Below are 25,397 nucleotides of genomic sequence, written 5' to 3'. Positions count from 1 at the left end.
TGAATAGGCAAGAACGCCATGGATACGATACGCGATGCTTCCGAAAAGGAGGCGCGACGCACGGCCACTGCCACGGCCGTGGACCTCAAACTGCACACTGAACTCGCTCAAAAGGTGAGTACGGCAATGGCGACGCAGACGCTGGAAACCGGTATCGACCGCTCGATCACGGCGCTGCTCGATCTGCAACAGGAAGACGGTCACTGGTTGTTCGAACTGGAAGCCGATGCGACGATTCCGGCCGAGTATGTGCTGCTGCGTCACCATCTGGGCGAGAAGGTCGACGCCGAGCTCGAAGCGAAGGTCGCCGCGTATCTGCGTCGCATTCAGGGCGAGCACGGCGGCTGGCCGCTGTTCCACAACGGCAAGTTCGATATGAGCGCGAGCGTGAAGGCGTACTTCGCGCTCAAGATGATCGGCGAGCCGATCGACGCGCCGCACATGGTGCGCGCGCGCGAAGCCATCATCTCGCGCGGCGGCGCGCAGAATTCGAACGTTTTCACGCGCATTCTGCTGGCGCTCTACGGCGTGCTCGAATGGAAGGCGGTGCCGATGATGCCCGTCGAAATCATGCTGCTGCCGCAGTGGTTCCCGTTCCATTTGTCGAAGGTCTCGTACTGGGCGCGCACGGTGATCGTGCCGTTGCTCGTGTTGCAGGCCAAGCGTCCGCTCGCGCGCAATCCTAAGGGCGTGACCATCGACGAACTGTTCATCGGCAGCCCGAAGGATGTCGGTCCGCCCAAGCGCGCCCCGCATCAGAGCCGCTTCTGGTTCACGTTCTTCTCGGGTGTCGACCATGTGCTGCGTGCGCTCGATCCGTTCTTCCCGAAGAAGCTGCGCGAGAAGTCGGTCAAGCGTGCGGTCGAGTTCGTGGAAGAGCGTCTGAACGGTGAAGACGGTCTCGGTGCGATTTATCCGGCGATGGCCAACGCCGTCATGATGTACGACGTACTCGGTTACCCGGAAGACCATCCGAGCCGCGCGATTGCCCGCAAGTCGGTCGAGAAGCTGGTGACGCCGGCCGATCACGAGACGTACGTCCAGCCGTGTCTGTCGCCGGTGTGGGACACCGCGCTGTCGGCCCATGCCTTGCTCGAAACCGGCGACAAGCGCGCTATCGAACTGGCGGGCAAGGGGCTGGAATGGCTCATCCCGTTGCAGATTCTCGACGTGCGCGGTGACTGGATCTCGCGTCGTCCGAACGTGCGTCCGGGCGGCTGGGCCTTCCAGTTCGCCAACCCGCATTATCCGGACGTGGACGACACGGCCGTGGTCGCGATGGCCATGGATCGCTACGAGAAGCTCGCGGGTACCTTCGAGAACGACAAGGTCGATGCGAGTGCGCGTCCGATGCGTTACGCGATCGATCGCGGCACGGAGTGGGTCATCGGCATGCAGAGCAGCAACGGCGGCTGGGGTGCATTCGAGCCGGAAAACACGCATCTGTACCTGAACAACATTCCGTTCTCGGATCACGGCGCGCTGCTTGATCCTCCGACGGTGGACGTCTCCGCACGTTGCCTGTCGATGCTCGCGCAACTGCCGCAGTCGCCTGAGCGTCGCGCGTCGGCCGATCTGGCGTTGAAGTACATCCTCGACGATCAGGAAGCCGACGGTAGCTGGTACGGCCGCTGGGGTATGAATTTCGTGTACGGCACGTGGTCGGCGATGTGCGGTCTCGCAGCGGCGGGCATTCTGCCCGAGCATCCGGCGATGGCCCGTGCTGCGCAGTGGCTGCTCTCGATTCAGAACGCCGACGGCGGCTGGGGCGAGGACGGCGACAGCTACAAGCTCGAATACAAGGGCTATGAGGCCGCGCCTAGCACGTCGTCGCAAACGGCCTGGGCGCTGCTCGGTCTGATGGCGGCGGGCAAGGCCGATCATCCGGCGGTCAAGCGCGGCGTCGACTATCTGCTGAACACGCAGAACGACGAAGGGCTGTGGGACGAAGATATCTATACGGCGACAGGCTTCCCGCGCGTGTTCTATCTGCGCTATCACGGCTATCGCAAGTTCTTCCCGCTGTGGGCGCTCGCACGTTTCCGTAACCTCACGGTGCGCAACGATTGCCCGGTGCCTTGCGGGATGTAAGTTCGACATCCGCAGTCCGCATCAGACATCCATCGCCCCGGCATCGACCGTTTTCGTGTTGATCGCCGGGGCGATTCGTTTTACCGTTCGCTGTCGAATTCGTTCAAGGTATCCATGAATCCCCCCATCATCGTCGTGACCGGTATGCCGTTCGAGGCTCGCATTGCCAAGGGGGACGGTGTGCGTGTCGTCTGCGCACAGAACGCCACACTGGCGGCGGAGCTGGAGGCTGTCATCGCCTCAGAGGGCGCGCGCGGGCTGGTGAGCTTCGGCACGGCGGGCGGGCTGATTCCCGGGGTGAAGCCGGGGCAGTGGGTCATCGCGCACAAGGTGCTCGACATGCCGCAGCAGGCGCGTGAGTCCGTCACGTCGATCCCGTGGGCCGAGGCGTTGCGTCGTGCCATTCCTGCGGCGCTACGGGCCGATCTGGCCGGCGTGACGGCACCGGTGGTGACGGCGCAGGACAAGGCGGCGCTGTTTCGCGAGAGCGGGGCAGCGGCGGCGGATATGGAGTCGCATATCGTCGCACGTGTGGCACAGGCGCACGGGCTGCCGTTCGTCGTCGCGCGCGTGGTGATCGATCCCGCAGAGCGCTCACTGCCCCCGGCGGCGCTCGCTGGTATGCGCAGCGATGGCTCGACGGACATCCTCGGCGTACTGCGCTCGCTCGCGGGCAATCCGCTTCAGTTGCCTGCGTTGCTTCGCGTGGGACAGGACGCAGGCCGTGCGAAGAAGGCGATGCAGTACGGGCGGCAGATCGTTGCCCTGAAGCTCGGCGAAGGGTTTGGCGCGAAGGCCGCTGGGATCTGATTCGTCCCGCTTCGTCTCGCTATTTCGCCGGTGCCCTCCACAGCACGTTGCAACAAACCCCGGCACCCAACAAAAATGCCAGCGTGTCTTCGCAGACAGGCTGGCATTTTTGCTTAACGACAGACGTAGCGCGTTAGCGGCTTAAACGTCCGACGACTGCTGTCCGCGCGCTTGTGCGCGACCCTTCCACATCCCGCCGCGACCGCGCCAGTGTTGCAGCGCCGAGTCGAACGTGAAGACGGTATAGAGCGCGGCCACGAGCGGCAGCATCGGCCCGAAGCTCGACGGCTGACGGTAGAAGCGCAGCATCGGCAGATACGAAATCGTCATCGCGATCCATGCGAAAAGACCCAGCCACTGACCAATGCCCGAACCGAAGATCGTCATGACCGGCGGCACGATGAACGTCAGCAGCAGCGACACGATCGTGCCCGCCAGCAGCACCGGCGAGTACTGCAATTGCGCGTAAGCCGTGCGCGACACCATCTTGCGAATCTCGCCGAGGTTGTCGTACGGACGCACGCTCACGGCGCGCTCCGTCAGTCCCAGCCAGATCGGACCTTGCTTCTTGAGCATGCGTCCCATCGCGCAGTCGTCGATGATCTCGTCGCGAATCGCTTCGATGCCGCCACCGGCTTCGAGCGACGGCCGATGGATCAGCATGCAGCCACCGGCGGCGGCCGCCATCTTCTTCTTCGGATCGTTGACCCACGCGAACGGGTACAGCATCTGGAAGAACAACACGAACGCCGGAATCAGCGTGCGCTCGAACCAGGCCGTGCAACGCAGCTTCGCCATGAGCGAGACGAGTACGCGGTTGTCGCCCGTCGCACGCGTCACCAGACGGCGCACGTTATCGGGCGAGTGCGCGATGTCGGCGTCGGTGTGCAGCAGGTATTCGGGGCGGATGCCGTCGTCGTTGGTTGCGGGATCACTTGCGAACGCGACGCCCTGACGCACGGCCCACATCTTGCCGGTCCAGCCGCCGGGCAGCGGTTGACCCGAGAGAACATCCACGCGACGCGTCAGACCGTCGGCGGCGGCGCGGGCCGCCGCTTCGCGTGCGAGGTCCGCCGTGCCGTCATTGCTCTGATCGTCGACGACGACGATACGCAGGCGTCCGGCGTAGTCCTGACGGCAAAGCGATTCAACCACCTGACCGATCGATTCGGCTTCGTTTCGCGCCGGAATGACGACGGCAACGGGAGGCCACACGGCGGGGGCGGGCAGACGGTCTTCGTTCAGATCGTCGCGCTCACGCGCACGCCAGAAATCGCCTTGCGAGATCAGCAGATAGATCCAGATGGCCAGCGACAACGCGGCGATCCAGGCCAAAACAGTCATGAGAGATATCCGGCAGAACCAAACCAGGCGAGCGCGTCGCGCAGGCCTTCGGGATAGGCGCGGGCGGTGTAGCCCAGCTCGCGTTTGGCCTTCTCCGAGGAGAAGAACATGTGATAGCGCGACATCTTCAGGCCGTCGACCGTGACGAACGGCTCTTTGCCGGTGAAGCGCGCCACGCCCTGTGCTGCCATCGCAAGCGGGTATAACGGCCAGCGCGGCAGCGCGATCTTCGGTGCCTTGCGGCCGACCATGCCGGCGATGCTGGCGAGCATGTCGCGCAGCAGCACGTCGTCGCCGCCGAGGATGTAGCGCTCGCCGATGCGCCCACGCTCAAGCGCCAGCAAATGGCCTTCCGCGCAATCGTCGACGTGCACGAGATTCAGCCCGGTATCGACGAACGCAGGAATCTTGCCTTGCGCGGCTTCGACGATGATGCGCCCGGTCGGCGTGGGCTTGATGTCGCGTGGACCGATGGGGGTGGACGGATTGACGATCACGGCAGGCAGGCCGTCGTTCGCAATCATCCGTTCGACCAGACGTTCGGCCGCGACCTTGCTGCGCTTGTACACGCCGATGGTCGTGGCTTCGTCGTTCGGGGAGGTTTCGTCGACAGGGCCGGTCGCGTCGTGCACACGCAGCGTCGCAACGCTGCTGGTGTACACCACACGTTCGACACCTGCACGCAGCGCGGCTTCCATCACCGTGCGCGTGCCGTCGATATTGGCCCGCATGATGTCGTTGGGATCTTTCGCCCAGAGGCGGTAGTCGGCGGCCACGTGGAGCAGGGCGTCCACGCCTGTGAGCGCGCGCTGCATCGATGCCGCGTCGCGCATGTCGCCTTCCACGACCTCGACAGGCAGGTCGGCGAGGTTCGCCCGAGGGCTGGTGCCACGCACCAGCAGGCGAACCTCATGACCGCGCGCGAGCGCCGTACGTGCTACCGCAGAACCGACGAACCCGGAGGCGCCGGTGACCAGCACTCGCGACGGCATTTACGCCTTGGCCCGGCGCAATTCGTCGAGCTTGATCTCGACGTGCTTCGAGAACACGAACTCGGCCGGACGCTGCTTGGCGAACGAGATGTCGTCTGCCATCTTGCCTTCGGTGCGAACGCCCTTGAGCGCCACGCCCAGCGCACGCAGCGGATGCGAGATCGTTTCGTTCACAGCCGTGGCTTCGAAGCCGCTGTGCACCATGCAGTCGGCGCACTTCTCGTAGTTGCCCACACCGTACTTGTCCCAGTCGGTGGTGTCCATCAGTTCCGTGTACGTCTTGGCATAGCCTTCGCCGAGCAGGTAGCACGGACGCTGCCAGCCGAACACCGTACGCGTCGGGTTGCCCCACGGCGTGCAGTGGTACGAACGGTTGCCGGCGAGGAAGTCCAGGAACAGGCTCGACTGGCTGAACGTCCAGTTCTTGCCGCCGTTGCCGCGCTTGAGAATGTCGCGGAACAGTTGCTTGGTCTTCGAACGGTTCAGGAAGTGCTGCTGGTCCGGAGCGCGCTCGTAAGCGTAGCCCGGCGACACGGTGATGCCGTCGAGGCCCAGGTCCTTCGTCGAATCGAAGAACTTGGCGACCTTTTCCGGATCGGCGTTGTTGAACAGCGTGCAGTTGATGTTCACACGGAAGCCGCGCGACTTCGCCAGCTTGATGGCGGCCACGGCGCGGTCGTACACACCTTCCTGCGACACGGCGGCGTCGTGCATTTCACGGTCGCCGTCGAGGTGGATCGACCACACGAAGAACGGGCTCGGCTCGTAGTCGTCGATCTTCTTTTCGAGCAGCAGGGCGTTCGTGCACAGATAGACGAACTTCTTGCGCTCGATGATGCCCTTGACGATCTGCGGCATTTCCTTGTGCAGCAGCGGCTCGCCGCCGGCGATCGAGACGACCGGTGCGCCGCACTCGTCCACGGCGTCAAGGGAGTCCTTGAGCGAGACGCGCTGGTTCAGGATGGGGTCCGGATAGTCGATCTTGCCGCAGCCCGAGCAAGCCAGGTTGCAGCGGAAGAGCGGTTCGAGCATCAGCACCAGCGGGTAGCGCTTGTTGCCCTTGAAGCGTTGCTTCATCAGATAGGCGCCAACATACGCCTGTTGCAGGAAGGGGATGGCCAAGTTCGGCTCCTGTTCGTATAGCGTTAGCCAGCGACCGCGTGTTGTGCGGCGACCGGCTCGTCTTTGGTCAATTCCGACGGCAAGCGGAACTGGATGGTTTCCTCGATGCCGTCCATGAGAGTCACTTCGACCGTGTCGATGCGACGCAGCGCATCGATCACGTCTTCGACCATGCGCTCGGGCGCGGACGCCCCTGCGGTAATGCCGATGCGGGCTTTGCCGCGCACCCATTCCGGATTTACCTCGGAGCCGTCGGCCACGAGATAGCTCGGCAGCCCCATTTCGGAGCCGATTTCACGCAGGCGGTTCGAGTTCGAGCTATTCGTCGCCCCGACCACGAGCAGTACGTCCACACGCTCGCACAGCTCGCGCACGGCGGTCTGGCGATTCTGCGTGGCGTAGCAAATGTCTTTGGTGTTCGGGCCGACGATATTGGTAAAGCGACGTTGCAGCGCAGCAATGATACCGCGAGTCTCGTCGACCGACAGCGTGGTCTGCGTGACGTACGAGACCGGCGTGTCAATGGCGAGCGGCAGGGCGTCGACATCGGCCTCGGTCTGTACGAGGTGAACCGGACCGTCGATCTGGCCCATCGTCCCCTCGACTTCCGGGTGCCCGGCGTGACCGATCAGAATGACTTCACGGCCGGCAGACACGTAATTCTTGCCTTGAATGTGTACCTTGGTGACAAGCGGGCAGGTGGCATTGAGCACCTTCAGACCGCGAATCTCCGCTTCCTGCTCGACGACGCGTGCGACGCCATGGGCGCTGAAAATGGTGACAGCGCCCGCAGGGGCTTCGGACAACTCGGCGATAAAGCGCGCACCCTTCGCCTTGAGCGAATCGACCACATGCTTGTTATGGACGATCTCATGGCGAACGTAGACCGGTGCGCCGTATTTCTCCAGCGCACGTTCTACGATCTCGATGGCACGTATGACACCCGCACAAAACCCGCGGGGTTGGGCAAGTAAGACTTGCATTCAGCTCTCCGGCTCAGGTCGGCCGGGATGGCGGTTTCTATCGGGCTTCCATGCGCCAGTGATCAAGGCGCACTGAAGAGTACGGGGCCAGTTTCGATGGCAAATCGTACACACCCGCGGGGGGACCGCCGTCCGGTCGTTTGACAAGCAGCGATTGTAACCGTGGCTGCCAAATATTGCTGGCGACCCCCGGTAGGAGAGCGCCCGCAAGTGTTGCATAAATGTTGACGAATCGGCGCCGATCTGGATGAGTTCTGCGCCGATCCTGCTGCCATTCTCCGGAAATCTCGGCGAACGGTCATTCAATCTGTCCGGCTGGAAGCGAATGGGTTCCGACTGGCCTTGCTTAAGTCGTTGATTTTATTTGCCGAAACGGTCGTTCTTCTCGCGCAGGTAGGCAATCAGGCTGTCGATGCCGCCCTGAGCGATGCGCGCCTTGAACTGCGGCTGGTACAACTGGATCAGCCAGGCGTTGGCCACGTTCTCGCCCATCATGTTGATGTCGTAGATCTTCCAGCCCTTGTCGGTCTTCGTGAGACGGTAAGCCACCGACAGGTTGTCGCCCGTGCCGCTGACGGTCGCACCGACCACCACGTCGCTGCTGTTTGCCGTGAGCTTTGCCGGATCGAACTTGAACGTCAGGTCGTTACCGCGCACTTGCGAGAGTTGCAGTGCAAAGGTGTTCACCAGCAGTTGCTGGAACTGCTCGAAGACTTGCTGCTGCTGGGCGGGCGTGGCGGCGTCGAAGGCTTTGGGGCCGACGGCGAAGCGCGTGGTGCGCTGGAAGTCGGCGTACGGCAGGAAGTCGCGGGCGACGACGCGCGCCGTGGCGGTGACGTCACCGGTCTTGGCTGCCGGATCGGCCTTCACGCCCTTGACGACCGTCTCGACGGCCGTCTTCACCATGTCGTTCGGATTGGCGCTTGCCTGGGCCCAGGCACTGGATACGGTCGCTACGCTGCCGATACCGCTCAATGCGACGGCAGCCACCGTCATCAGGAATTTATTCATGCCAGCTTGTCTGAATAGGTTGGATTCGGGGGTAGGCCGTAGTGTAGTGCACGTGACGCACACCCGGCCCCTGTATACTGCTGCGATTTTGTAAATTCACTGTTCTCTGCGCATTCTGTGGCTGATCGACGGATTTTCTGCGCGATTGGTTCCTGATGCCCGCTAATGTTTAACCTTTCGTTACGTGTTGAGGGGCGGTGGGCCATGCGTCGGACGTCACAGTGAGACTTCCACTTTCTTCCGGAACCGCTTCATGCTGACTTCGCTCGTCGTGCGCATCGTCCGTTTTTCGGCGAAGCACGCGTACCCGGTCATCTTCGCTTCGCTGCTGCTCGTGGTCGCCAGTTGTGTGTATGTCGCCAAGCATTTCGCGATCAACACCGACGTGTCCAGCCTGATCGATCTGAATACCCCGGCCGCCGAACGCGGTCGTGAAATCGACCGTGCGTTCCCGCAGAAGACCGACCTGACGCTGGCCGTCGTGCAGGCTCCCGCCGCCGAGTTCGCCGACAAGGCCGCTGCCGAGCTGGCGGCCAAGCTCGAAAGCGAGACGGATGTGTTCCGCGCGGTGAGCCGTCCCGGCGCGGGCGATTTCTTCGCACACAACGCATTACTTTTCGCGTCGACGGGCGACGTCAAATCGCTCACCGGCAAGCTCGAAGACGCCAAACCGTTGCTCAACCGTCTCGCGCAGGACCCGAGCCTCGCCGGTCTGTCGAACCTGCTGTCGGTGACCTTGCAGACGCCGTTGCTCACCGGTCAGGTGAAACTCTCCGATATGTCGCGCTTGCTGGGCAACGCGGCAGACGCCTCGGAAGCGGTACTCGCGAATCGTCCGGCCGCGATGTCGTGGCGCGCACTGGTCGCGCCCGATACCGTCGCGCGCAGCTACGTGCAGGTGCAGCCGGTGCTGGATTACGGCGCGCTCGAAGCAGGTGCTAACGCGGCCACGCGCATTCGCGATGCGGTGGCCGACCTGAAGCTCGCGGAGCGCTACGGCGCGACGGTGCGCCTCACCGGCCCGCGTCCGCTGTCGGACGAGGAGTTCGCGTCGGTGCGTCAGGACGCCGGGCCGAACGCCGTCATCACGCTGCTCGCCGTACTTGTGGTGCTGTGGTTGGCCGTGCGCTCGGGCAAGATGATTCTCGCGGTCTTCATTACCTTGCTCGCGGGGCTTGCCGTCACGTTTGCGCTCGGTCTGATGATGGTCGGCGCGCTCAATATGATTTCCGTCGCGTTCGCGGTGCTCTTCGTCGGCATTGGGGTGGACTTCGGCATTCAGTTCGGTGTGCGTTATCGGGAAGAGCGTCATCGACTGGAACATGACGAAGGCAAATCGGGCGACGAGGTGTTGCGCGGCGCGTTGGGTGGCGCAGGCAAGCAGATTGCCATGCCGCTCACGCTGGCTGCAGCGGCCACGGCGGCCAGCTTCTTCTCGTTCCTGCCGACGGACTATCGCGGCGTGTCCGAGCTGGGCCTGATCGCGGGTGTGGGCATTCTGTGCGTGGCGTTCCCGTCGGCGATCACCTTGCTGCCGGCGCTCATCAGCGTGTTCAAGCCGAAGGGTGAGCCGAGCCCGCCCGGGTTCCGCAGCCTCGGGCCGGTCGACGATTTCACCGAGAAGCACCGCAAGCCGTTGCTGTACGGCACGCTCGCGCTGGTCATTGCCGGGTTGCCGCTGCTCGCGCATTTGCATTTCGATTTCAATCCGCTGCATCTGAAAGACCCGCATACGGAGTCGATGGCGACGCTCATCGATCTGTCGAATTCGCCGGAAGCGGGCGTCAACGATGTGCAGTTGCTCGCGCCGAATCTGGCGGATGCCGATGCCGAAGCCGCCAAGCTGCGTGCGGTGCCGGAAATCGGCCGCGTGGTGACGCTCACCACGTTCCTGCCGTCCGACCAGCCCGCCAAGCTGGCGATGATCGGCACGGCGGCGAAGTCGCTGCTGCCGGTGCTCACGCAAACACCGTTGGCCGCTGTGCCGGATGCCACGCGCGTCTCGGCGCTCAAGACGGCCGCTGGTCAGTTGGAAGATGCCGCACTCGATTACCCGGGCGAGGGCGCGAAGGAAGCGCAGCGTCTGGCAGCGGCGATGCGCAAGCTCGCTGCGGCTGATCCGGCCACGCGCGACCGTGCAGACCGCGCGATTGCCGACCCGCTGAAGCTGGCGCTCGGTCAACTGCGCGACGCCTTGCAGCCGCAGTCGGTCACGCGCGAATCGTTGCCGAAGGACATCGCGTCGCAGTGGGTGGCCGCCGACGGACGCGCCCTCGTCAACATCTCGCCGCGCGTGGAGAAGGGCGCGGACCCGAGCGACGACGTGATGCTGCGCAAATTCACCGAGGCTGTCCTGCGCACGACGCCGGACGCGGTCGGCGGTCCGATCTCGATTCTGCGCTCGGCCAACACGATCATTCGCGCGTTCATCGAGGCGGGCGCGTGGGCGCTGCTGTCGATCACGGTCCTGCTGTGGCTGGCGCTGCGCAACTTCGGCGACGTGCTGCGCACGTTGGTCCCGCTGCTGGTCTCGGCGGCCGTGACGCTCGAAGTGACGGTGCTGATCGGACTACCGCTGAACTTCGCGAACATCATCGCGCTGCCGTTGCTGCTGGGCGTGGGGGTGGCGTTCAAGATCTACTACGTGATCGCTTGGCGTCACGGACAGTACCGCTTGCTGGCGTCGGGGCTGACGCAGGCGATCGTGCTGTCTGCGGCAACCACGGGCATCGCGTTCGGCAGCCTCTGGCTGTCGCATCACCCGGGCACGTCGAGCATGGGCAAGCTGCTGGCGCTCTCGCTCGTGTGCACGCTCATCGGCGCTGTGTTCTTCCAGCCGGTGCTGATGGGCCGGCCGCGCGAGAAAGCCGTGCCGCCGAAGCAGTCCTGATGCGTTGAATCCGAAAGCAATGAAAAACGGCACCGAAAGGTGCCGTTTTTCTTGGGGGCGACGGACTGTGATGTCGATGCGCCGCGAACGCCGTCAAAGGCGCACTACACCGCCTCGACAGATCCACCGAGACGCTCAGCCATCGCCCGGCGAATCGAGGCCGTGACGCCCGGCACATCGAGGCCGACGGAGGCCAGTTGCTGCGCGGGCGTGCCCTGATCGATGTACGTGTCCGGCAGACCCAGTTGCAGCACAGGGACGAGCACGCCGTTGGCGTTGAGTGCTTCCACGCACGCCGTGCCCGCACCGCCCATCACCGACGCTTCTTCGAGCGTCACCACGAGGTCGTGCGTACGCGCCATCTCCAGTACCGTCGCTTCGTCCAGCGGTTTGACGAAGCGCATGTTCACCACGCTCGCATCGAAGGCGTCCGCCACCTGTTCGGCCAGCGCGACCATCGACCCGAAGGCCAGAATCGCGACGCGCTTGCCTGCGGGCGCAGCGCTCTGACGTCGCACCTGAGCACGGCCGACCGGCAGCGTGGACAGACCCGCTTCGGTCTTCACACCGGGGCCGGTGCCGCGCGGATAACGCACCGCGCTGGGTCCGTCGATACCCAACGCCGTCTGCAACATCTGACGGCATTCGTTCTCGTCGGCCGGGGCCATCACGACCATATTCGGGATGCAGCGCAGATAGGCGATGTCGTACGCACCCGCGTGGGTCGCACCGTCCGCACCGACCAGACCGCCACGGTCGATTGCGAAGAGGACCGGCAGATTCTGCAAGGCGACGTCGTGGATCAACTGGTCGTAGCCGCGTTGCAGGAACGTCGAGTAGATCGCGACGACGGGGCGCAGGCCTTCCGTCGCCAGCCCGCCCGCGAACGTGACGGCGTGCTGCTCGGCAATGCCGACGTCGTAGTAACGCTCCGGAAAGCGCTTTTCGAACTCGACGAGGCCGGAGCCTTCGCGCATGGCGGGTGTCACGCCGACAACGCGCTTGTCTGCCGCTGCCGCATCGCACAGCCATTCCCCGAACACCTGCGTGTAGGTCTTGGCCGAGACGGTGCCCGGTGCGGCCGGACGAATGCCTTCGCTCGGATTGAATTTGCCCGGCCCGTGGTACAGCACGGGATCGGCTTCGGCCAGCTTGTAGCCACGGCCCTTGCGCGTCACCACGTGCAGGAACTGCGGCCCCTTGAGGGCTTTGATGTTCTCGAGCGCGGGGATCAGCGCGTCGAGATCGTGGCCGTCGATGGGGCCGAGATAGTTGAAGCCGAATTCCTCGAACATCGTGCCCGTGGGCGAGACGATGGCCTTGGCGTGTTCTTCGAGCTTGTGGGCGAGTTCGCGCATCGGCGCGGGCGCGTTGCGCAGCAGATTGCGCACGCTTTCCTTGCCGGCCGAGTAGAACTGACCGGACATCAGACGCGTGAGGTACTGATTGAGCGCGCCGACCGGCGGCGAGATCGACATATCGTTGTCGTTGAGCACGACGAGAAACGGCAGATCGTCGTAGACGCCGGCATTGTTCAGCGCTTCGAAGGCTTCGCCCGCCGTCATCGCGCCATCGCCGATCACGGCAATGGCGTGACGCTTTTCACCCTTGACCTTGCTCGCCAGCGCCATGCCCAGCGCTGCCGAAATCGATGTGCTCGAATGCGCCGTGCCGAACGTGTCGTACGGCGATTCGTCGCGCTTCGGAAAGCCCGACAGCCCTTGCCACTGACGCAGCGTCGGCATGGCTTCGCGTCGGCCGGTCAGGATCTTGTGCGGGTAGGTCTGATGACCCACGTCCCACACGATCCGGTCGTTCGGCGTGTCGAAGACATAATGCAGGGCGATCGTCAGTTCGACGGTGCCCAGATTCGACGACAGGTGCCCGCCGGTGCGCGAGACGTTCTCGAGCACGCAGGCGCGCAGTTCGTCGGCCACGCGGCGCAATTCAGGACGCGAGAGCGCGCGCAGTTCGGCAGGGGAGTGGAGGCTGGCTAGCAAATCTGTCATGGCTGAACGTCTGTCCCCGGCTTACTTCACCAGCCGGGCGAAGGAGGCCAGCAGGCGATCGATATCGGCCGCCGTGAGGTTGCCCATCGTCGAGATACGGAACAGTTCCTTCGACAGACCGCCCTGACCGGCATAGATGACGAAGCCGTCGGCCTTGAGCCAGTCGTGCAGACGCGGATAGTCGACACCGGCCGGAAGCTTGTACGCGCGCAGCACCACCGACGATTCGCCCGGCGGCAGCACGCTGTCGATGCCCAGCGCGGCCAGACCGGCGCGCGCTTGCTCGGCGAGCGCACCGTAGTGCGCGTGACGCTTTTCCCAGCCACCGGCGTCTTCCAGTTCACGCAGGGCTTCGACGAGCGCGTAGTAGGCCTGCACGGACGGCGTGAACGGCGTGTTGCGCTCGGCTTGCAGCTTGGCGAGGCGCGCGATGTCCAGATAGTAGGTACGGGCGAACGCCTTCGCGAGGGCGGCCTTGCGCACGAGCACGAACGACACGCCCGGCACGCCGTGCACGCACTTGTTCGCGGTCGCGGCCACGGCGACGATGGCCGAGTCGTTGAAGTCGATGGCTTCGGCGGCGAAGCTGCTCACGCCGTCGACCAGCAGATCGATGCCCCGCTCACGGCACACGCGCGAGAGGCCCGTCAGATCGTTCAGACGGCCGGTGGTCGTCTCGTGGTGAATGATCGCCACGTTCGTGTACGGACGCTCGCCTGCCGCGTCCAGCTTGGCGACGATCTGCGCCAGATCCGGTGCCTGCATCCATTCGAAATGGATGACGTCGTGATCGATGCCGTATTGCTTGGCGATCTGCGAGATGCGCTCGCCGTACACGCCGTTCTCGACGATCAGCAGGCGGCCGCCTTCCGGCACGAGGCCGGCCGTCATGCTCTCGACGGCAGCCGTGCCCGAACCGGTCATCAGCACCGGCGTCCACACGGCCGGGTCGAGGCCGTAGACGGCCGTCAGACGCGCGCGGGCTTCGTCCTGCAAGTCGAAGAATTCAGGCTCGCGGTGGCACAGATCGGGTTGCAGCAGGCTTTTGCGAACACGCTCGGTCAGGGTAACGGGGCCCGGATTCAGTAACAGCATGGCGAAGCTTCCTCGGCAGATATCGTAAGGGGGATCGCTCAGGCCGAAGCCTGTGCGCGTTGTGCAATATGGTCCATCAGTCGCGACTTCACGGCTTCCGGCGTGACCTTCGGACGCGGCAGACCGTCCGGTGTACCGGGGCGCGTCGTCAGACACGCAAAGCGCGGGCCGTCGTTCAGGCTATGGCTGCGGCCGTCGAACAACTGCTCGATGACGTCGAGCGTATCGCCTTCGAGCGCCACGGCATAACCGCTGGCAGCGGCCACGCCGGCGAACGATACCGTCGGCGAGACCGTTGCCTGCGCGCCGGTCGAGTCGTGCGAAGCGTTATCGAGCAGCAAATGGATGAGGTTCGACGGGCCGTAAGCGCCCAGCGTCGCAAATGCCCCCATGCGCATGAGTGCCGCGCCGTCGCCGTCGAGTGCGACCACGCGCAGGTCCGGACGCGCGAGCGCGAGCCCCAGCGCGAGCGTCGTCACGCAACCCATCGAGCCGACCATGTAGAGCTGATTGGCACGGTCGTCGAGGGCGTAGAGTTCGCGTCCGCAGAAGCCGGTCGACGCGAGCACCACGGTGCCTTCGAGCGGCGTGTGCGCGATGACACGGGCGAGGGCGTCGCGACGCGTCGGCATGTCCGACGGCGCAACACTGCGCATGACCGACACCGGTGCCGGCTGTGCGGGACGCGCCGGGCGCTCCGAGGGTTGCAGCGGGAACGGCGCCACGCTGCCCTTTTGCATCACGAGTGCGTAGGGGCGGCCGGTCTCGTCCATATGACGCACCGCACGCTCGAGCGCCGGTGCAATCGCGTCGGGCTCGGTCGGGAACAACTCCCAGGGCACTTCCATCAGGTCGAGCATGGCGGGCGTGATCGGGCCCATGAGCGCGTGTTGCGGCTCATCGGTAATGCCCGGCTGGCCGCGCCACGTCACGATCAGCAACTGCGGCAGACGGAACGTCCACGTGAGCGACGTGAGCGGGCTGACGGCGTTGCCGAGGCCCGAGTTCTGCATCATCGTGACCGAACGCGCACCACGGCCTTCACCGAGCGTCGCACCGGCCGCGATGGCGACCGCGTCGCCTTCGTTGGCCGCCGACAGGTAGTGCAGCGTCGGGTCTTGCAACACGTAGTTGATGAACGGCGTGAGGAACGAACACGGCACGCCGGTGTACCACGTGAAGCCGTGCTTGCGCGCGGCTTCGACGAACTGACCTGCCTCAATCACCTTGCGTCTCCGGAGCGGTGCCGCTGAACGGCGTCTGACCATGGGCGAAATCGGCCGCGCGGCGGAATTCTTCCATGTCGTTCACACCGCGCCAGTGACCGTGCACGTATTGCACTTCGATCTTTGCGCCATCGACCGCCAGCGCGTTGATCAGTTCGGGCATGCCGAGCTGGTCGAAGTCGGCGCGCGTCTGAAGCGCGGCGAAAACGCGTTGGAGTTGCGCGCGGCCTTCGTCGCCACGCACACCGAGCAGACCGATCCAGCGGCCGTTGGGCGTGCGGCCCGCGTCCGAGGCGTCGCCGCTGATCTTCTCGAGCAGCACTTGCTGACCGAACAGGCCACGGTCGTCGCCGGCCGAGCAATACGCGAAGTCGCGCACGCTGGCGTTCGCCGCATTGGCGGTGACGGCTGCGGTGGAGTCGACCACGACGGTAAAGTCGGCATCGCTCTCGACCAGATCGCGCACGATATAGCTGCGGAACAGCAGGTCGCCGTACGACACTACGGTGTCTTGCGCGAAGGCGTTGGCTACGCGTGCGAGCGAAGCCAGTTCGCCCGTTTCGGCATGACGTTCGTTGACGGCGAGTGTGATCCCGGCGGTGTCGATCGCGTCGGCACGATAGCCGCCCACGACCGTAATGTCGTTCACGTTCTGCTTCTTGAAGCCGTCGACCAGCCAGCGCAGCAGCGGCTTGCCCGCGACCGGCAGCATGACCTTCGGACGATCGGTCGTCACGCTTTCCAGGTTCTTGCCACGGCTGGCGGCCAGCACGATGGCCGAGCGCGGTGCGTTGGCGGCGGACAGGTAGCGGTCTTCGGCCTGCGTGTACTCGTCGGCGTCTTGCAGACGGAAGATCTCGTCCACGGTCGCGACGCGGTCTTCGACGTTGATCAGCGTTTCGTTGCGGTGAATCTCGGCGGCCACCGACTGCATGGCCGAGGTCGCGGCGCGCAGCAGATGGTTCGCCCAGATCACGAGGCTGATGTTGGCTTCGCGGAACACGTCGGTCGGCGTGCTGTAGTACTTCGTCGGCACGATCACCAGCGGGCAGCGGTTACCCCACTCGCGCGCGAATTGCACGATTTCATCGGCGCGCTTGAGCTTGCTGTGGATCAGGATGGCGTCCGCGCCGGCCTGATGATAGGCCTCGGCACGGCGCAGGGCTTCTTCCATGCCCCAGCCGGCGATCAGCGCTTCGACACGGGCGACGATCGAGAAATCGTCGTCGGCCTGCGAATCCTTACCGGCCTTGATCTTGCCGCAGAACTCGTCGATGTCGGCCAGGGGCTGACGTTCGCCACCGATGAAGCTGTTGGTCTTCGGGAAGACCTTGTCTTCGATACACACACCCGCGATGCCACGTTGTTCGAGCTTGCGCACGAGACGTCGCATGTTGTTGAAGTTGCCGTAGCCGGTGTCGCCGTCGAGCAGGATCGGCAGATCGCTGGCGTCGGCCATGAATTCGAGGTTGTCGACGACCTGCGTCCAGCTGGCTTCGTTATTGTCGCGAACGCCGAACTGCGCCGAAATGGTCAGACCGGACGCCCAGATGCCCTTGAAACCGGCTTCGCGCACGATACGTGCGGAGATACCGTTGTGGGCTTCCATCAGGAATTCGAGCTGATTGCTGAGCAGCATGGCGCGCAGTTGTGCTGCGCGCGTGGCCGTGGGCGGAAGGGTAAATGCGTCGGGAGCGTTCATTCGGACACCATCGTGAGCGGTTCGAGTTGCGGCAGCACCTGATCGGCGGCGCGCTTCACATCTTCAGGGTAGTCGATTTCGATCCACGGGAAGCCCGTGACATCGGCGGTTTCGAATTGCGCACCGCGCTCCAGCAGCAGATCGCGCACAGCTTCTTCGTGCGGCATCTTGGCGCGGCCCGATTCGACGTAATCGCGCGTGATTTCCGCCAGACGCGTTGCCGTCGCTTCGTTGAAACGGAAGAACCCGACGGACTCGCCGACGGTGTCGTATTCGAGGCCGACCATGACCTGCTTGCGCAGCTCGACCGGCACGCCGTCGCGCAGGCACAGCTTGACCGGCTCGTCGCCGACTTCGAAGTCGCGGTCGATGAGCAGACGGTTGGCGGTCTTGCCTGCGACGAGGGCGTTGAAAATGCGCTGGTCGTAGAGCACGTCCGCATCCATGACGAGCACGTCGCCGCCAGCGGTCATGGCTTCAGCCGTGGTGTGCAGCGTGAGCACGCTACCCAGGTTGAATTCCGGGTTGAGGTAAATCTTGGGACGCGGCGTCCAGTTCAGACGCTCCAGTTCCTCGCTCACTTGCTCGTGATGGAACCCGAGCGCGAGCACGACGTCCGTGATGCCGGCGGCTGCCAGCATGCGAAGGTGACGCTCGAGCAACGACATGCCGTCGAACTTCAGCAGGCACTTGGGCGACTGCTTGTCTTCGGGCTGGAGCAAACGCAGGCCCATGCCTGCTGCGAGAATGATGGCCCGCATGGTCGATATCCTTCTTTAGAGCGGTGCAGTATCCGTGGCGGTGGGCAGCGGCACGCTTTGTTGCGCAGCGCGCTGACGACGCCAGCCACGTTCGGAGAAATGCAGATAGACGAGGCCCGGCACGCCGAGCAGCAGCTCGCGCGTACGTTTGGCCAGCGACAGGGCCAGCGCGGCGTCGGCCGGCAAACCCACGAGCGGGGCGAGCAGCAGATACCCGCCTTCCTGCACGCCGAGTGAACCCGGCACGAAGAAGGCGGCACCGCGAATCGCCTGCCCGAGACTTTCAAGCAGCAGCGCATCGACCCAGCTCACCGGATGCCCGATGAATTGCAGGATCAGCCAGACTTCGACGGTGCCGACGATCCAGCCCACGAGGCTGAGCAGAAAACTGGCGAGCACCTGACGGCGATGACCGTACATGCGCTGCACGATTTCGTCGACGGCATCGGCGCGGTCGAGCAACGACGACCAGTCGCGCTTGGACGACATCTTCGAGAGCATGCGGAATGCCCAGCCGAAGATGCCGCGACGCTGAGCGACATAGAACGCGTAGAGCAGGGCGGAGACGAGCGCGGTGGCGAGCAACATCGGCAGCCACAGGCTGTCGCTGGTGCTCTGCGTCGCGCTGATGCCGAACACGGCCAGTCCCAGCAGGGCGAAGACGATTTGCGCCACGGCTTGCAGCGTGGTGCTGACGGTAATGGCGGCGGCCGCTTCACGACCGGCCATGCCGCGTTGTTTCATTTGACGCACCATCGCGATCGGTCCGCCGATCTGCCCGGCGGGCAGCAGGCTGTTGACCGATTCGCCGACCCAACGCGTGAGCGTGGCGCGCCCGAGCGTGCACGACTTCGACACCAGCACCTGAATGGCGGCGGCGTCGAGCACCAGCGGCACGAGGTGGAAGGCGGCGATGGGCAGCAGGCCCCAGCCGGCAGCGCCCAGCGTGGACATCACCGATCCCGTGCCCTGCCAGATCAGCAGGGCGACGAAAAGGGCGAAACCGAGGGTGAGTGAGACGATGGCGGTCCGGTTCATTTAGCGTTTCGTCCGTCCAAAAATCTGACGAAACACTTGCCGGAAACCGAAGTAGGCCACAGCGTCCTTCATGTTCGAGATGAAACGCTGCCAGGTGCCCATGCGCGGGTCGGTCACATACTCGAACGTGAGCGAGATACGCTCCTCGTTATCGCCGAGCGGCGTGATCCGGTGATGCAGCTTGTCCCCGTCGAAGAACACCAGCGCGCCCGGCGGATACGCCACTGCGCCGTCGACTTGCGTCGCACCGGGATTGCGCGTGTGCAGCCGGTATTCGAGCTTGCAGCTCGATTGGTCCACCACGCCGAGCAGCAGCGTGTAGCGGCGGCCCTTGTAGTAGGACGTGTCATAATGCCAGCCGATGTGGTCGCCCGGACGCGTGTAGTAATACAGTGCATACGCGTGCGGATCTTCTTGCGGCGACGGCAGCAGCTTCTCGCCCGCGAGTCGCTCAAGGAAACCGATCAGGGCAGGCGAGCGATACAGCTCGGCCACGAACGGCGCCAGCTCGTCGAGCGTATGACGGCTCACGCTGCCGCCCTGCTTATGGCCGGGCAGGTAGTTGCGGTTCACGCTCGGCGTGACGGCGCGTGCCGCGGCGATCAGTTGCTCCGTGACCGATTGCGGCAGGAACTTCTCCATATAGACGAAGGCGTCCTGCGACTTGAACTCACGCGTGACGCCATCGAAATCCACGGCATCGAGGGCGCGTTCGATCTCGGCGTCTGCGGCAAATGCGGCGGGTGCCATCGGGGCGACCGGTGCTGCCGGCGCCGCTACCCGACTCGTCTCAGCTTCGGCCTTCACCGGCAGCGGACGGCGCATCACACGCACGTAATCAGCAACGACCAGCAGCGCGAACAGCGGCGCGCCGATGGCCGCGGCGATCAGGAAGCCGCGCGTGCCGTCGAACAGCGTCACGAGCGGCATCAGATACAGCACGTCTTCCGTCTCGAAGCCGCCAACGGAGGCTTGCTTGGTGCCCGCCTTGCCCACGCGCTCCTCAATGCGCATGCGCAGGAAGAAGATGAGGGCGACGGCGAAGCCGGCGATCCAACCGAGTGCAGAAGCCGACAGCGGTACGGGCAGCGGGAAGTGACCCGGGGCCATGGCGTCGACACCCATGCCGATGCCGCCGAACAACAGCACCGTGACGAAGGCGTCGGACGCGAGATCGTAAAAGTGGCCGATCCGGCTCGTCTTGCCGCTGATGCGGGCAAGCTCGCCATCCGTATGGTCGATGAAGTTCGAGAGCACGAGCAGCAGTGCGCCGAGATTGGCCATCGCATAGCCACCCTTGGCGAATGCCCAGGCGCAAGCGAGCCCCACGACCAGACGAACCGTCGTGAGGTGATTCGGCGTTACCGCTGTGTTGACGAGCGGTGTGACCAGCCAGCGCGCGAGGCGGGCGTCGTATTGACGCGGGCGCGGCGGCACGGGACGTGCGGTTTTACTTGTGGCCGACGCAGCAGCAGGCGCCGAAATGATTTTCGGTATCGTTTCCATGAGGGGGGAATATATACCCATAAGACGGTAATGTGCAGTGCACTTAAAACACCTGTACTTACCGCGACAACCTTGGCGATTCAGGGCATTGACGCGCGATAAACCTTGCGCTGCACTGCGGGCTGAGTGTTCCGAAGGGTCTGCAAATACCCCTAATTACTACGTTAGGCGATAGGCGTTCCGAGTTCGCGATTATATTCCGCAATACTCTATTTCGCTTTAGAGCCACCCGGCGTCTATTTGACGCACCAGATTGCGCCGGATCGACGTAATCCCGGCCGTTTCGCCTTGAAAAACGACTTTTGGTCGGTATAGCGGCATTCGGGCGATACGCGGATAATGGCAATCCCGTCGCTTTTTTTGCGGTGTCTTCCGACCGCACTTCTCCCAATGTCCCAAACGATTGCCATTCTTACCGGTGCCTCCCGTGGTCTCGGCGCGTCACTCGCGCGTGGATTGCTCGCCCCCGGCACCCAACTTGTGACGCTGGCACGTCGCACGGACGACGAACTCGCCGCGCTGGCGAGCGCTAAGGGCGTCAAGCTCGAACAGATCGCCGTCGATCTCGCCGACACGACTGCCGCCGCACAGACCGCCGAGCGCATCTTTGCCTCGCTGCCGCGCGACGCCGGCCGTTACCTGCTAATTAATAATGCCGGTACCGTGCACCCGGTCGCCAACTCGGCGGCGCTGAACGACCCGGCCGCCATCGGCGCGGCGTTCGCGCTGAACGTGACGTCGGTCATGCTGCTGACGTCGCGCTTTCTCGCCGCCACGCAAGGGCTGACGGCCAAACGCCAGATCGTGAACATCTCGTCGGGCGCAGGCCGCAATCCGAACGCGGGTTGGGCCGTCTACTGCTCGACGAAGGCGGCACTGGATATGTATACGCGCGTGGTCAATGCCGAGCACCGAGAGCATGGCGTGCAGGCGATTTCGCTGGCCCCGGGCGTGGTCGACACCGGCATGCAGGAGACAATCCGCAGCAGCAGCGTCGAAAGCTTCCCGGCGCTGGCACGTTTTCAGGATCTCAAGGCGAGCGGCAAGCTGTCGTCGCCGGAAGACGTCGCCCGTCGCATTCTGGCCCTGACCGAGCGCGACGACTTCGGTCAGACCGAAATCGACGACATTCGCAACTACGCGTAAAAAACGACATCGGCCAGCGTTTCGGCTGGCCGGTGTCGTTTTCCTGCGCAGTGCGGGTTGACCGGGCGTCATGTGCGTCATGCGCATCACCTATTACGCGGCGGACACCCTATTGCTCGGTACTGGTGATGAAGACGCTGCCGTTGCGCTCCGGCGCGTAGAGAATCAGCGTCGGCGCATGAATATCGAAGGCGCGCTCACAGGCCTCGCTGAACGAGTCGAACTGCACGGCCCACGCACCATTGCGCACATAGCAGTGCGTGATGGTGTCGGTGCGCCGGTCGAACTCCTGCCCGAGAAACACGCCCTGCGTGTAGCACCAGACGACGAACCCGTGAAAGTCCGCCTGCTCCGGCGCGCGAAAGACACGCCAGCGGGCGTCGTCCCGTCCGGCCTGACGCGCCGTCGCGCCCGCCGCCCAACGTTCGAAACCGTCGTGTCGTTTGCGTTGCTCCATGTCGTCGTACCCCCTATGGGTGAACCGCCCTCCGGGTGCCGAAATTCGACATCCCCGGGCGCGTTTTCATAGTCGGAATTTGTTCCTGGCATTTCTATCAGGCAATTCCGAAAGACGGCAGGGAATTTCTCCAAAGGAACGAACGGGAGTACGCAACTAGCGGTGATATTGAACTCGTGGAGCGTATGGCCGAGCCGCGACCGATGCGATCTCAGTCGTCCAGATTTTCGTGGACGGCCGCGTCGCCACGCCGCCAGTAGGCCGCAGCCTTCACCCATTTCGGATTGAGCCCGCGCGCTTCGACCAGGTGACGGCGTACTGCCTTCGCCACGCCAGCTTCAGCCGCCACCCACACGTGCAGATCGCCGGCGGGCAGGCTAGCGACCTCAAGGGCATCGATCAGTGCGGTGCTCTGACCGGCGGGGGCTCCCTCGCGATAGATCCATTCCACGACGACATCCGCTTCGCTCGTGAAACGCAGGCGGTCGGCCGGGCTGTCGATTTCCGCGAAGACGAAGACCATGGCCCCCGCAGGCAACTCGGCCAGACGTCGTGAGATCGCGGGCAGCGCCGTATCGTCGCCGATCAGCACGTAACCGTCGAAGTTCATCGGAATGACGAACGAGCCGCGCGGGCCGCCGACACCGAGCTTGTCGCCCGGTTTGGCCGAGCGTGCCCATTGCGTAGCCGGTCCCGATTCGTGCATCGCGAAATCGATCACGAGCGTTTTCGAGACGGCGTCGTACTGACGCGGCGTGTAATCGCGCATGAGACGCGGGGCATCGCCCGGTGCGGGCTTCGCCATGCCTTCCGGGCCGATCTGCGGCACGGCCAGCTCGCCGGTTTCCGGGTTCGGGAAGAACAGTTTGACGTGATCGTCGAAGCCGGGGCTGTGGAAGCCCTCCAGATCGTCGCCGCCAAGCGTCACGCGCAACATGTGCGGCGTGAGCGTTTCGACGCTGCGCACTTCCAGCAGACGGAAGCGGAGTTCATGGCGCACGCGCTGCGGCGTGCGATCAAGGGTGGCGTTCGGTGCAGCGTTGTCTTGCATCAGAGTCGCTCCAGTTGTTGTGCGGCCGCGTCGAGAATCGCGGCAAACGCGTTGGCCTGTTCGGTCGAGAGCGGCTCGGCGCCCAGACGCAAATGCACGGCATATTTGAAGTTGTGCAGCGCGCGCATGACTTGCGGGGGCATGTCCTCCGAGCGCTCGCGACGCGTGGCCAGCCGTGCCAGCAGTTCGGTGACACCGTCCTCGTTCTCGGCCAGATATTCGCGGCCGGTGTCGGTAATTTCATACGACTTGCGCTGACTGTCGCCGGTGTTTTCCTGCACGCGGATGTAGCCCATTTCTTCAAGCAGCGTGAGCGTCGGGTAGACCACGCCGGCGCTGGGGCTGTAGGTGCCGTTCACACTTTCTTCGATGGCTTTGATCAGCTCGTAGCCGTGACGCGGCTGCTGCGAAATCAGGTGCAGCAGCACGAGACGCAGGCCGCCGTGGCTGAAGAGACGGCCGCCTCCGCGCCCACCACGACCGCCACGCTCACCACGGCCTTCGCCATCGTGTCCGCCAAATCCGTCACCACTGCCGCGCCGTCCATGACGCCCACCGCGTCGTTCGTCGCCAAAATCCATTCTGTCCAGGTCCATAGGGCCTCGGCCCATGAAATCGCCACGTGATCCACGCATGATGCGACTCCTTATCGATGTAGTTAAGACGTGTTTACGATATATCTAAATTGCATCGAAAGCAAAATTATTTTTGTGACTATGTGTCGGGAAATGAACGAAAGCCAAGTGGGATAAGGGGTTTGGCGGTTTTTCGTCAGCGCGTTGCGCAGCGGTGCTGTTCGAAAACTATATCGAAATACCTATTTCGATAGTGGGGGCGACGGCAGAGATGCATCGCCCGTCGCCGGGGATGTCCCGGGCGACAGGCGATGAAAGCGCAGGTGGTGGAGGGCGCGAGGCGGGACTTACTGCAAAGACGGCAGATCCGTCTGAAGCCACTTTCGATAGAGCTTATTCAGTTCGCCGTTGGCGGTATTGCGCGTGACGAAGTCGTTGACGCTGGCGAGCAGCTCCGGCTGATTCGGACGCAGTGCGATGCCCATCGCCTGTTGCAGCAAATTGAACTTTGGCTCGAACTGATCCGGCGCACGCGTATTGATGACGTTCGCGACCGTCACCGAGCAACCGATGGCATCGACCTGACCGGAGAGCAGCGCTTGCATGGCAGCCGCGTCATCGTCGAAGCGGCGGATCTCGGTGCCCGGCGGCGCTGTCTTCGTGACGGCAGTGTCTTGCGTACTCGCGCGCGCTACGCTCACCCGCAGCCCTTTCAGATCGGCGGCAGACTTGATCGATGTGCCTTTCTTGCCGAGCAACAGGATCGTCGCGGCTGCGTAGGGTTTCGAGAACTGCACCTGTTTTGCCCGCTCGGGCGTGATCGCGAGCGACGCGACGAGCACGTCCACCTTTCCCGAGAGCAGATACGGAATCCGGTTCGGCCCCGTCACCGGCACGATGTTGACCTTCACACCGAGATCGTGGGCGAGCAACTTGGCGACGTCGGCATCGTAGCCATCGGGCTGCGCCTGCGCATTGGTCGTGCCATACGGCGGAAAGTCGATCAGCATGCCGACGTTGATCGTGCCCTTCTTCTTGATGTCGGCCATGGTTTGCGCGTGCGCGGGCGTCACGAAAAACGAGGCTGTGCCCGTGAGCAGACTGCCAAGCGTGCCGCCCAGCGAGCCGACAAAACCGGCAGGCATCGCAGCAATCCCGAGTGTGGTGAGGAAATTGCGGCGCGACCTAACGTTGTGAGTGTTGGAAGCGTCGGGAGAATTCGGTTGCGCAGGGTGATTGGCCGGATGCGATGAACGCGATAGCGATGGCTGTGGGCTTGCCGGGTGACGCGAAAACTTGCGGGTCATGAACGGATCTCCTGAGTTCGCGAGGACGTCGTCGGCGAGCGAAGGGGGCGTGTGGTGCCGTGCTTTGTCGCGACGCGTCGTGTCCCGAGCGATGTTAGCGGTCGGTTCCCGATGCGTCCACTCAGCAAAAACCCCAGAGAAAACCCTTCGTGCAAGAGGGCCGATGCATGCTGCGCGCGTTGTTGAGGACGACGAAGTCAGTCGTCGCGGCGCGGTGAGTGTCCGACGAATGTCCGACGTCGGGGCGAAAAAAAACGGTGCCGAATAATCGGCACCGTCTT

20 protein-coding genes and 1 pseudogene are annotated in these 25,397 nt (G+C 63.9%); 4 read left to right on the top strand and 17 right to left on the bottom strand.

The genetic code is table 11. The features are described from left to right. Positions 1–126 precede the first annotated feature (126 nt). The gene (shc, locus tag PAQ31011_RS19290) at positions 127–2,091 is read left to right on the top strand and encodes a squalene--hopene cyclase (protein WP_150577505.1); all 1,965 of its coding nucleotides are present in this window, start codon (positions 127–129) and stop codon (positions 2,089–2,091) included. A 114-nt stretch (positions 2,092–2,205) separates the two neighbouring features. Next, positions 2,206–2,901, top strand: a complete 696-nt coding sequence (locus tag PAQ31011_RS19285) for a phosphorylase (protein WP_150577346.1) — start codon at positions 2,206–2,208, stop codon at positions 2,899–2,901. 141 nt (positions 2,902–3,042) lie between these two features. On the opposite strand, the gene PAQ31011_RS19280 is transcribed toward PAQ31011_RS19285, so the two are convergent. From PAQ31011_RS19280 to PAQ31011_RS19260, 5 genes are all read right to left on the bottom strand, one after another. Next, the gene (locus PAQ31011_RS19280) at positions 3,043–4,245 is read right to left on the bottom strand and encodes a glycosyltransferase (RefSeq protein ID WP_150577345.1); all 1,203 of its coding nucleotides are present in this window, start codon (positions 4,243–4,245) and stop codon (positions 3,043–3,045) included. Further along, a complete protein-coding gene (gene hpnA / locus PAQ31011_RS19275) occupies positions 4,242–5,237 on the bottom strand; it encodes a hopanoid-associated sugar epimerase (protein WP_150577344.1) in 996 nt (331 codons plus the stop codon). Before hpnA ends, PAQ31011_RS19280 begins: the two co-directional genes overlap by 4 nt. After that, positions 5,238–6,359 carry an adenosyl-hopene transferase HpnH gene (gene hpnH / locus PAQ31011_RS19270; RefSeq protein ID WP_150577343.1) on the bottom strand — a complete coding sequence of 374 codons (1,122 nt, stop codon included), beginning with the start codon at positions 6,357–6,359 and terminating at the stop codon, positions 5,238–5,240. 23 nt (positions 6,360–6,382) lie between these two features. After that, positions 6,383–7,342, bottom strand: coding sequence for a 4-hydroxy-3-methylbut-2-enyl diphosphate reductase (gene ispH, locus PAQ31011_RS19265; RefSeq protein WP_150577342.1), 960 nt, complete (start codon positions 7,340–7,342; stop codon positions 6,383–6,385). Positions 7,343–7,702: 360 nt separating this feature from the next. Continuing rightward, on the bottom strand, positions 7,703–8,353 hold the full coding sequence (locus PAQ31011_RS19260; protein WP_150577341.1) for an MlaC/ttg2D family ABC transporter substrate-binding protein: 651 nt from the start codon (positions 8,351–8,353) through the stop codon (positions 7,703–7,705). 253 nt (positions 8,354–8,606) lie between these two features. On the opposite strand from PAQ31011_RS19260, the gene hpnN reads away from it, so the two are divergent. Continuing rightward, a complete protein-coding gene (gene hpnN, locus PAQ31011_RS19255; RefSeq protein ID WP_150577340.1) occupies positions 8,607–11,243 on the top strand; it encodes a hopanoid transporter HpnN in 2,637 nt (878 codons plus the stop codon). Between the two features lie 104 nt (positions 11,244–11,347). Here hpnN and dxs read toward each other — a convergent pair whose 3' ends face one another. From dxs to PAQ31011_RS26765, 8 genes and pseudogenes are all read right to left on the bottom strand, one after another. Next, entirely contained in the window at positions 11,348–13,252 is a 1,905-nt protein-coding gene (gene dxs, locus PAQ31011_RS19250) for a 1-deoxy-D-xylulose-5-phosphate synthase (protein ID WP_150577339.1), read from the bottom strand. Positions 13,253–13,273: 21 nt separating this feature from the next. Next, complete coding sequence (locus PAQ31011_RS19245) at positions 13,274–14,347, bottom strand: 2-aminoethylphosphonate aminotransferase (protein ID WP_150577338.1); 1,074 nt, start codon at positions 14,345–14,347, stop codon at positions 13,274–13,276. Between the two features lie 38 nt (positions 14,348–14,385). After that, positions 14,386–15,573: a phosphonopyruvate decarboxylase gene (aepY, locus tag PAQ31011_RS19240; protein ID WP_150577337.1), complete on the bottom strand. Its 1,188-nt coding sequence runs from the start codon at positions 15,571–15,573 to the stop codon at positions 14,386–14,388. Continuing rightward, positions 15,566–17,275, bottom strand: a complete 1,710-nt coding sequence (gene aepX, locus PAQ31011_RS19235; protein ID WP_150577336.1) for a phosphoenolpyruvate mutase — start codon at positions 17,273–17,275, stop codon at positions 15,566–15,568. The genes aepY and aepX overlap by 8 nt, the downstream gene beginning before the upstream one ends. Further along, complete coding sequence (locus PAQ31011_RS19230) at positions 17,272–18,036, bottom strand: phosphocholine cytidylyltransferase family protein (protein WP_039399729.1); 765 nt, start codon at positions 18,034–18,036, stop codon at positions 17,272–17,274. The genes aepX and PAQ31011_RS19230 overlap by 4 nt, the downstream gene beginning before the upstream one ends. Before the next feature lie 15 nt (positions 18,037–18,051). Continuing rightward, complete coding sequence (locus tag PAQ31011_RS19225; protein ID WP_150577335.1) at positions 18,052–19,074, bottom strand: flippase-like domain-containing protein; 1,023 nt, start codon at positions 19,072–19,074, stop codon at positions 18,052–18,054. Beyond that, entirely contained in the window at positions 19,075–19,887 is an 813-nt protein-coding gene (locus PAQ31011_RS26770) for a HalD/BesD family halogenase (protein WP_425495124.1), read from the bottom strand. Continuing rightward, positions 19,864–20,580: pseudogene (locus PAQ31011_RS26765) on the bottom strand (CDP-alcohol phosphatidyltransferase family protein); the annotation flags it as partial. The gene PAQ31011_RS26770 and the pseudogene PAQ31011_RS26765, both read right to left, overlap by 24 nt. 390 nt (positions 20,581–20,970) lie before the next feature. Between PAQ31011_RS26765 and PAQ31011_RS19210 the strand changes: the two are divergent. After that, a complete protein-coding gene (locus PAQ31011_RS19210) occupies positions 20,971–21,726 on the top strand; it encodes an SDR family oxidoreductase (RefSeq protein ID WP_150577334.1) in 756 nt (251 codons plus the stop codon). A gap of 109 nt (positions 21,727–21,835) precedes the next feature. Here the strand turns inward: PAQ31011_RS19210 and PAQ31011_RS19205 are convergent, their stop codons facing one another. The 4 genes from PAQ31011_RS19205 to PAQ31011_RS19190 all read right to left on the bottom strand — a co-directional run bounded on the left by PAQ31011_RS19205 (position 21,836) and on the right by PAQ31011_RS19190 (position 24,954). Beyond that, entirely contained in the window at positions 21,836–22,183 is a 348-nt protein-coding gene (locus PAQ31011_RS19205) for a hypothetical protein (protein ID WP_150577333.1), read from the bottom strand. A 211-nt stretch (positions 22,184–22,394) separates the two neighbouring features. After that, on the bottom strand, positions 22,395–23,234 hold the full coding sequence (locus PAQ31011_RS19200) for a siderophore-interacting protein (RefSeq protein ID WP_150577332.1): 840 nt from the start codon (positions 23,232–23,234) through the stop codon (positions 22,395–22,397). Beyond that, a complete protein-coding gene (locus tag PAQ31011_RS19195; protein WP_246179666.1) occupies positions 23,234–23,830 on the bottom strand; it encodes a PadR family transcriptional regulator in 597 nt (198 codons plus the stop codon). The genes PAQ31011_RS19200 and PAQ31011_RS19195 overlap by 1 nt, the downstream gene beginning before the upstream one ends. Before the next feature lie 326 nt (positions 23,831–24,156). After that, positions 24,157–24,954, bottom strand: coding sequence for a transporter substrate-binding domain-containing protein (locus tag PAQ31011_RS19190; RefSeq protein ID WP_150577503.1), 798 nt, complete (start codon positions 24,952–24,954; stop codon positions 24,157–24,159). Positions 24,955–25,397 lie beyond the last annotated feature (443 nt).

This window comes from Pandoraea aquatica (genome assembly GCF_902459565.1).
Lineage (GTDB): Bacteria > Pseudomonadota > Gammaproteobacteria > Burkholderiales > Burkholderiaceae > Pandoraea > Pandoraea aquatica.
This window is presented reverse-complemented; position numbering and strand designations above follow the sequence as displayed.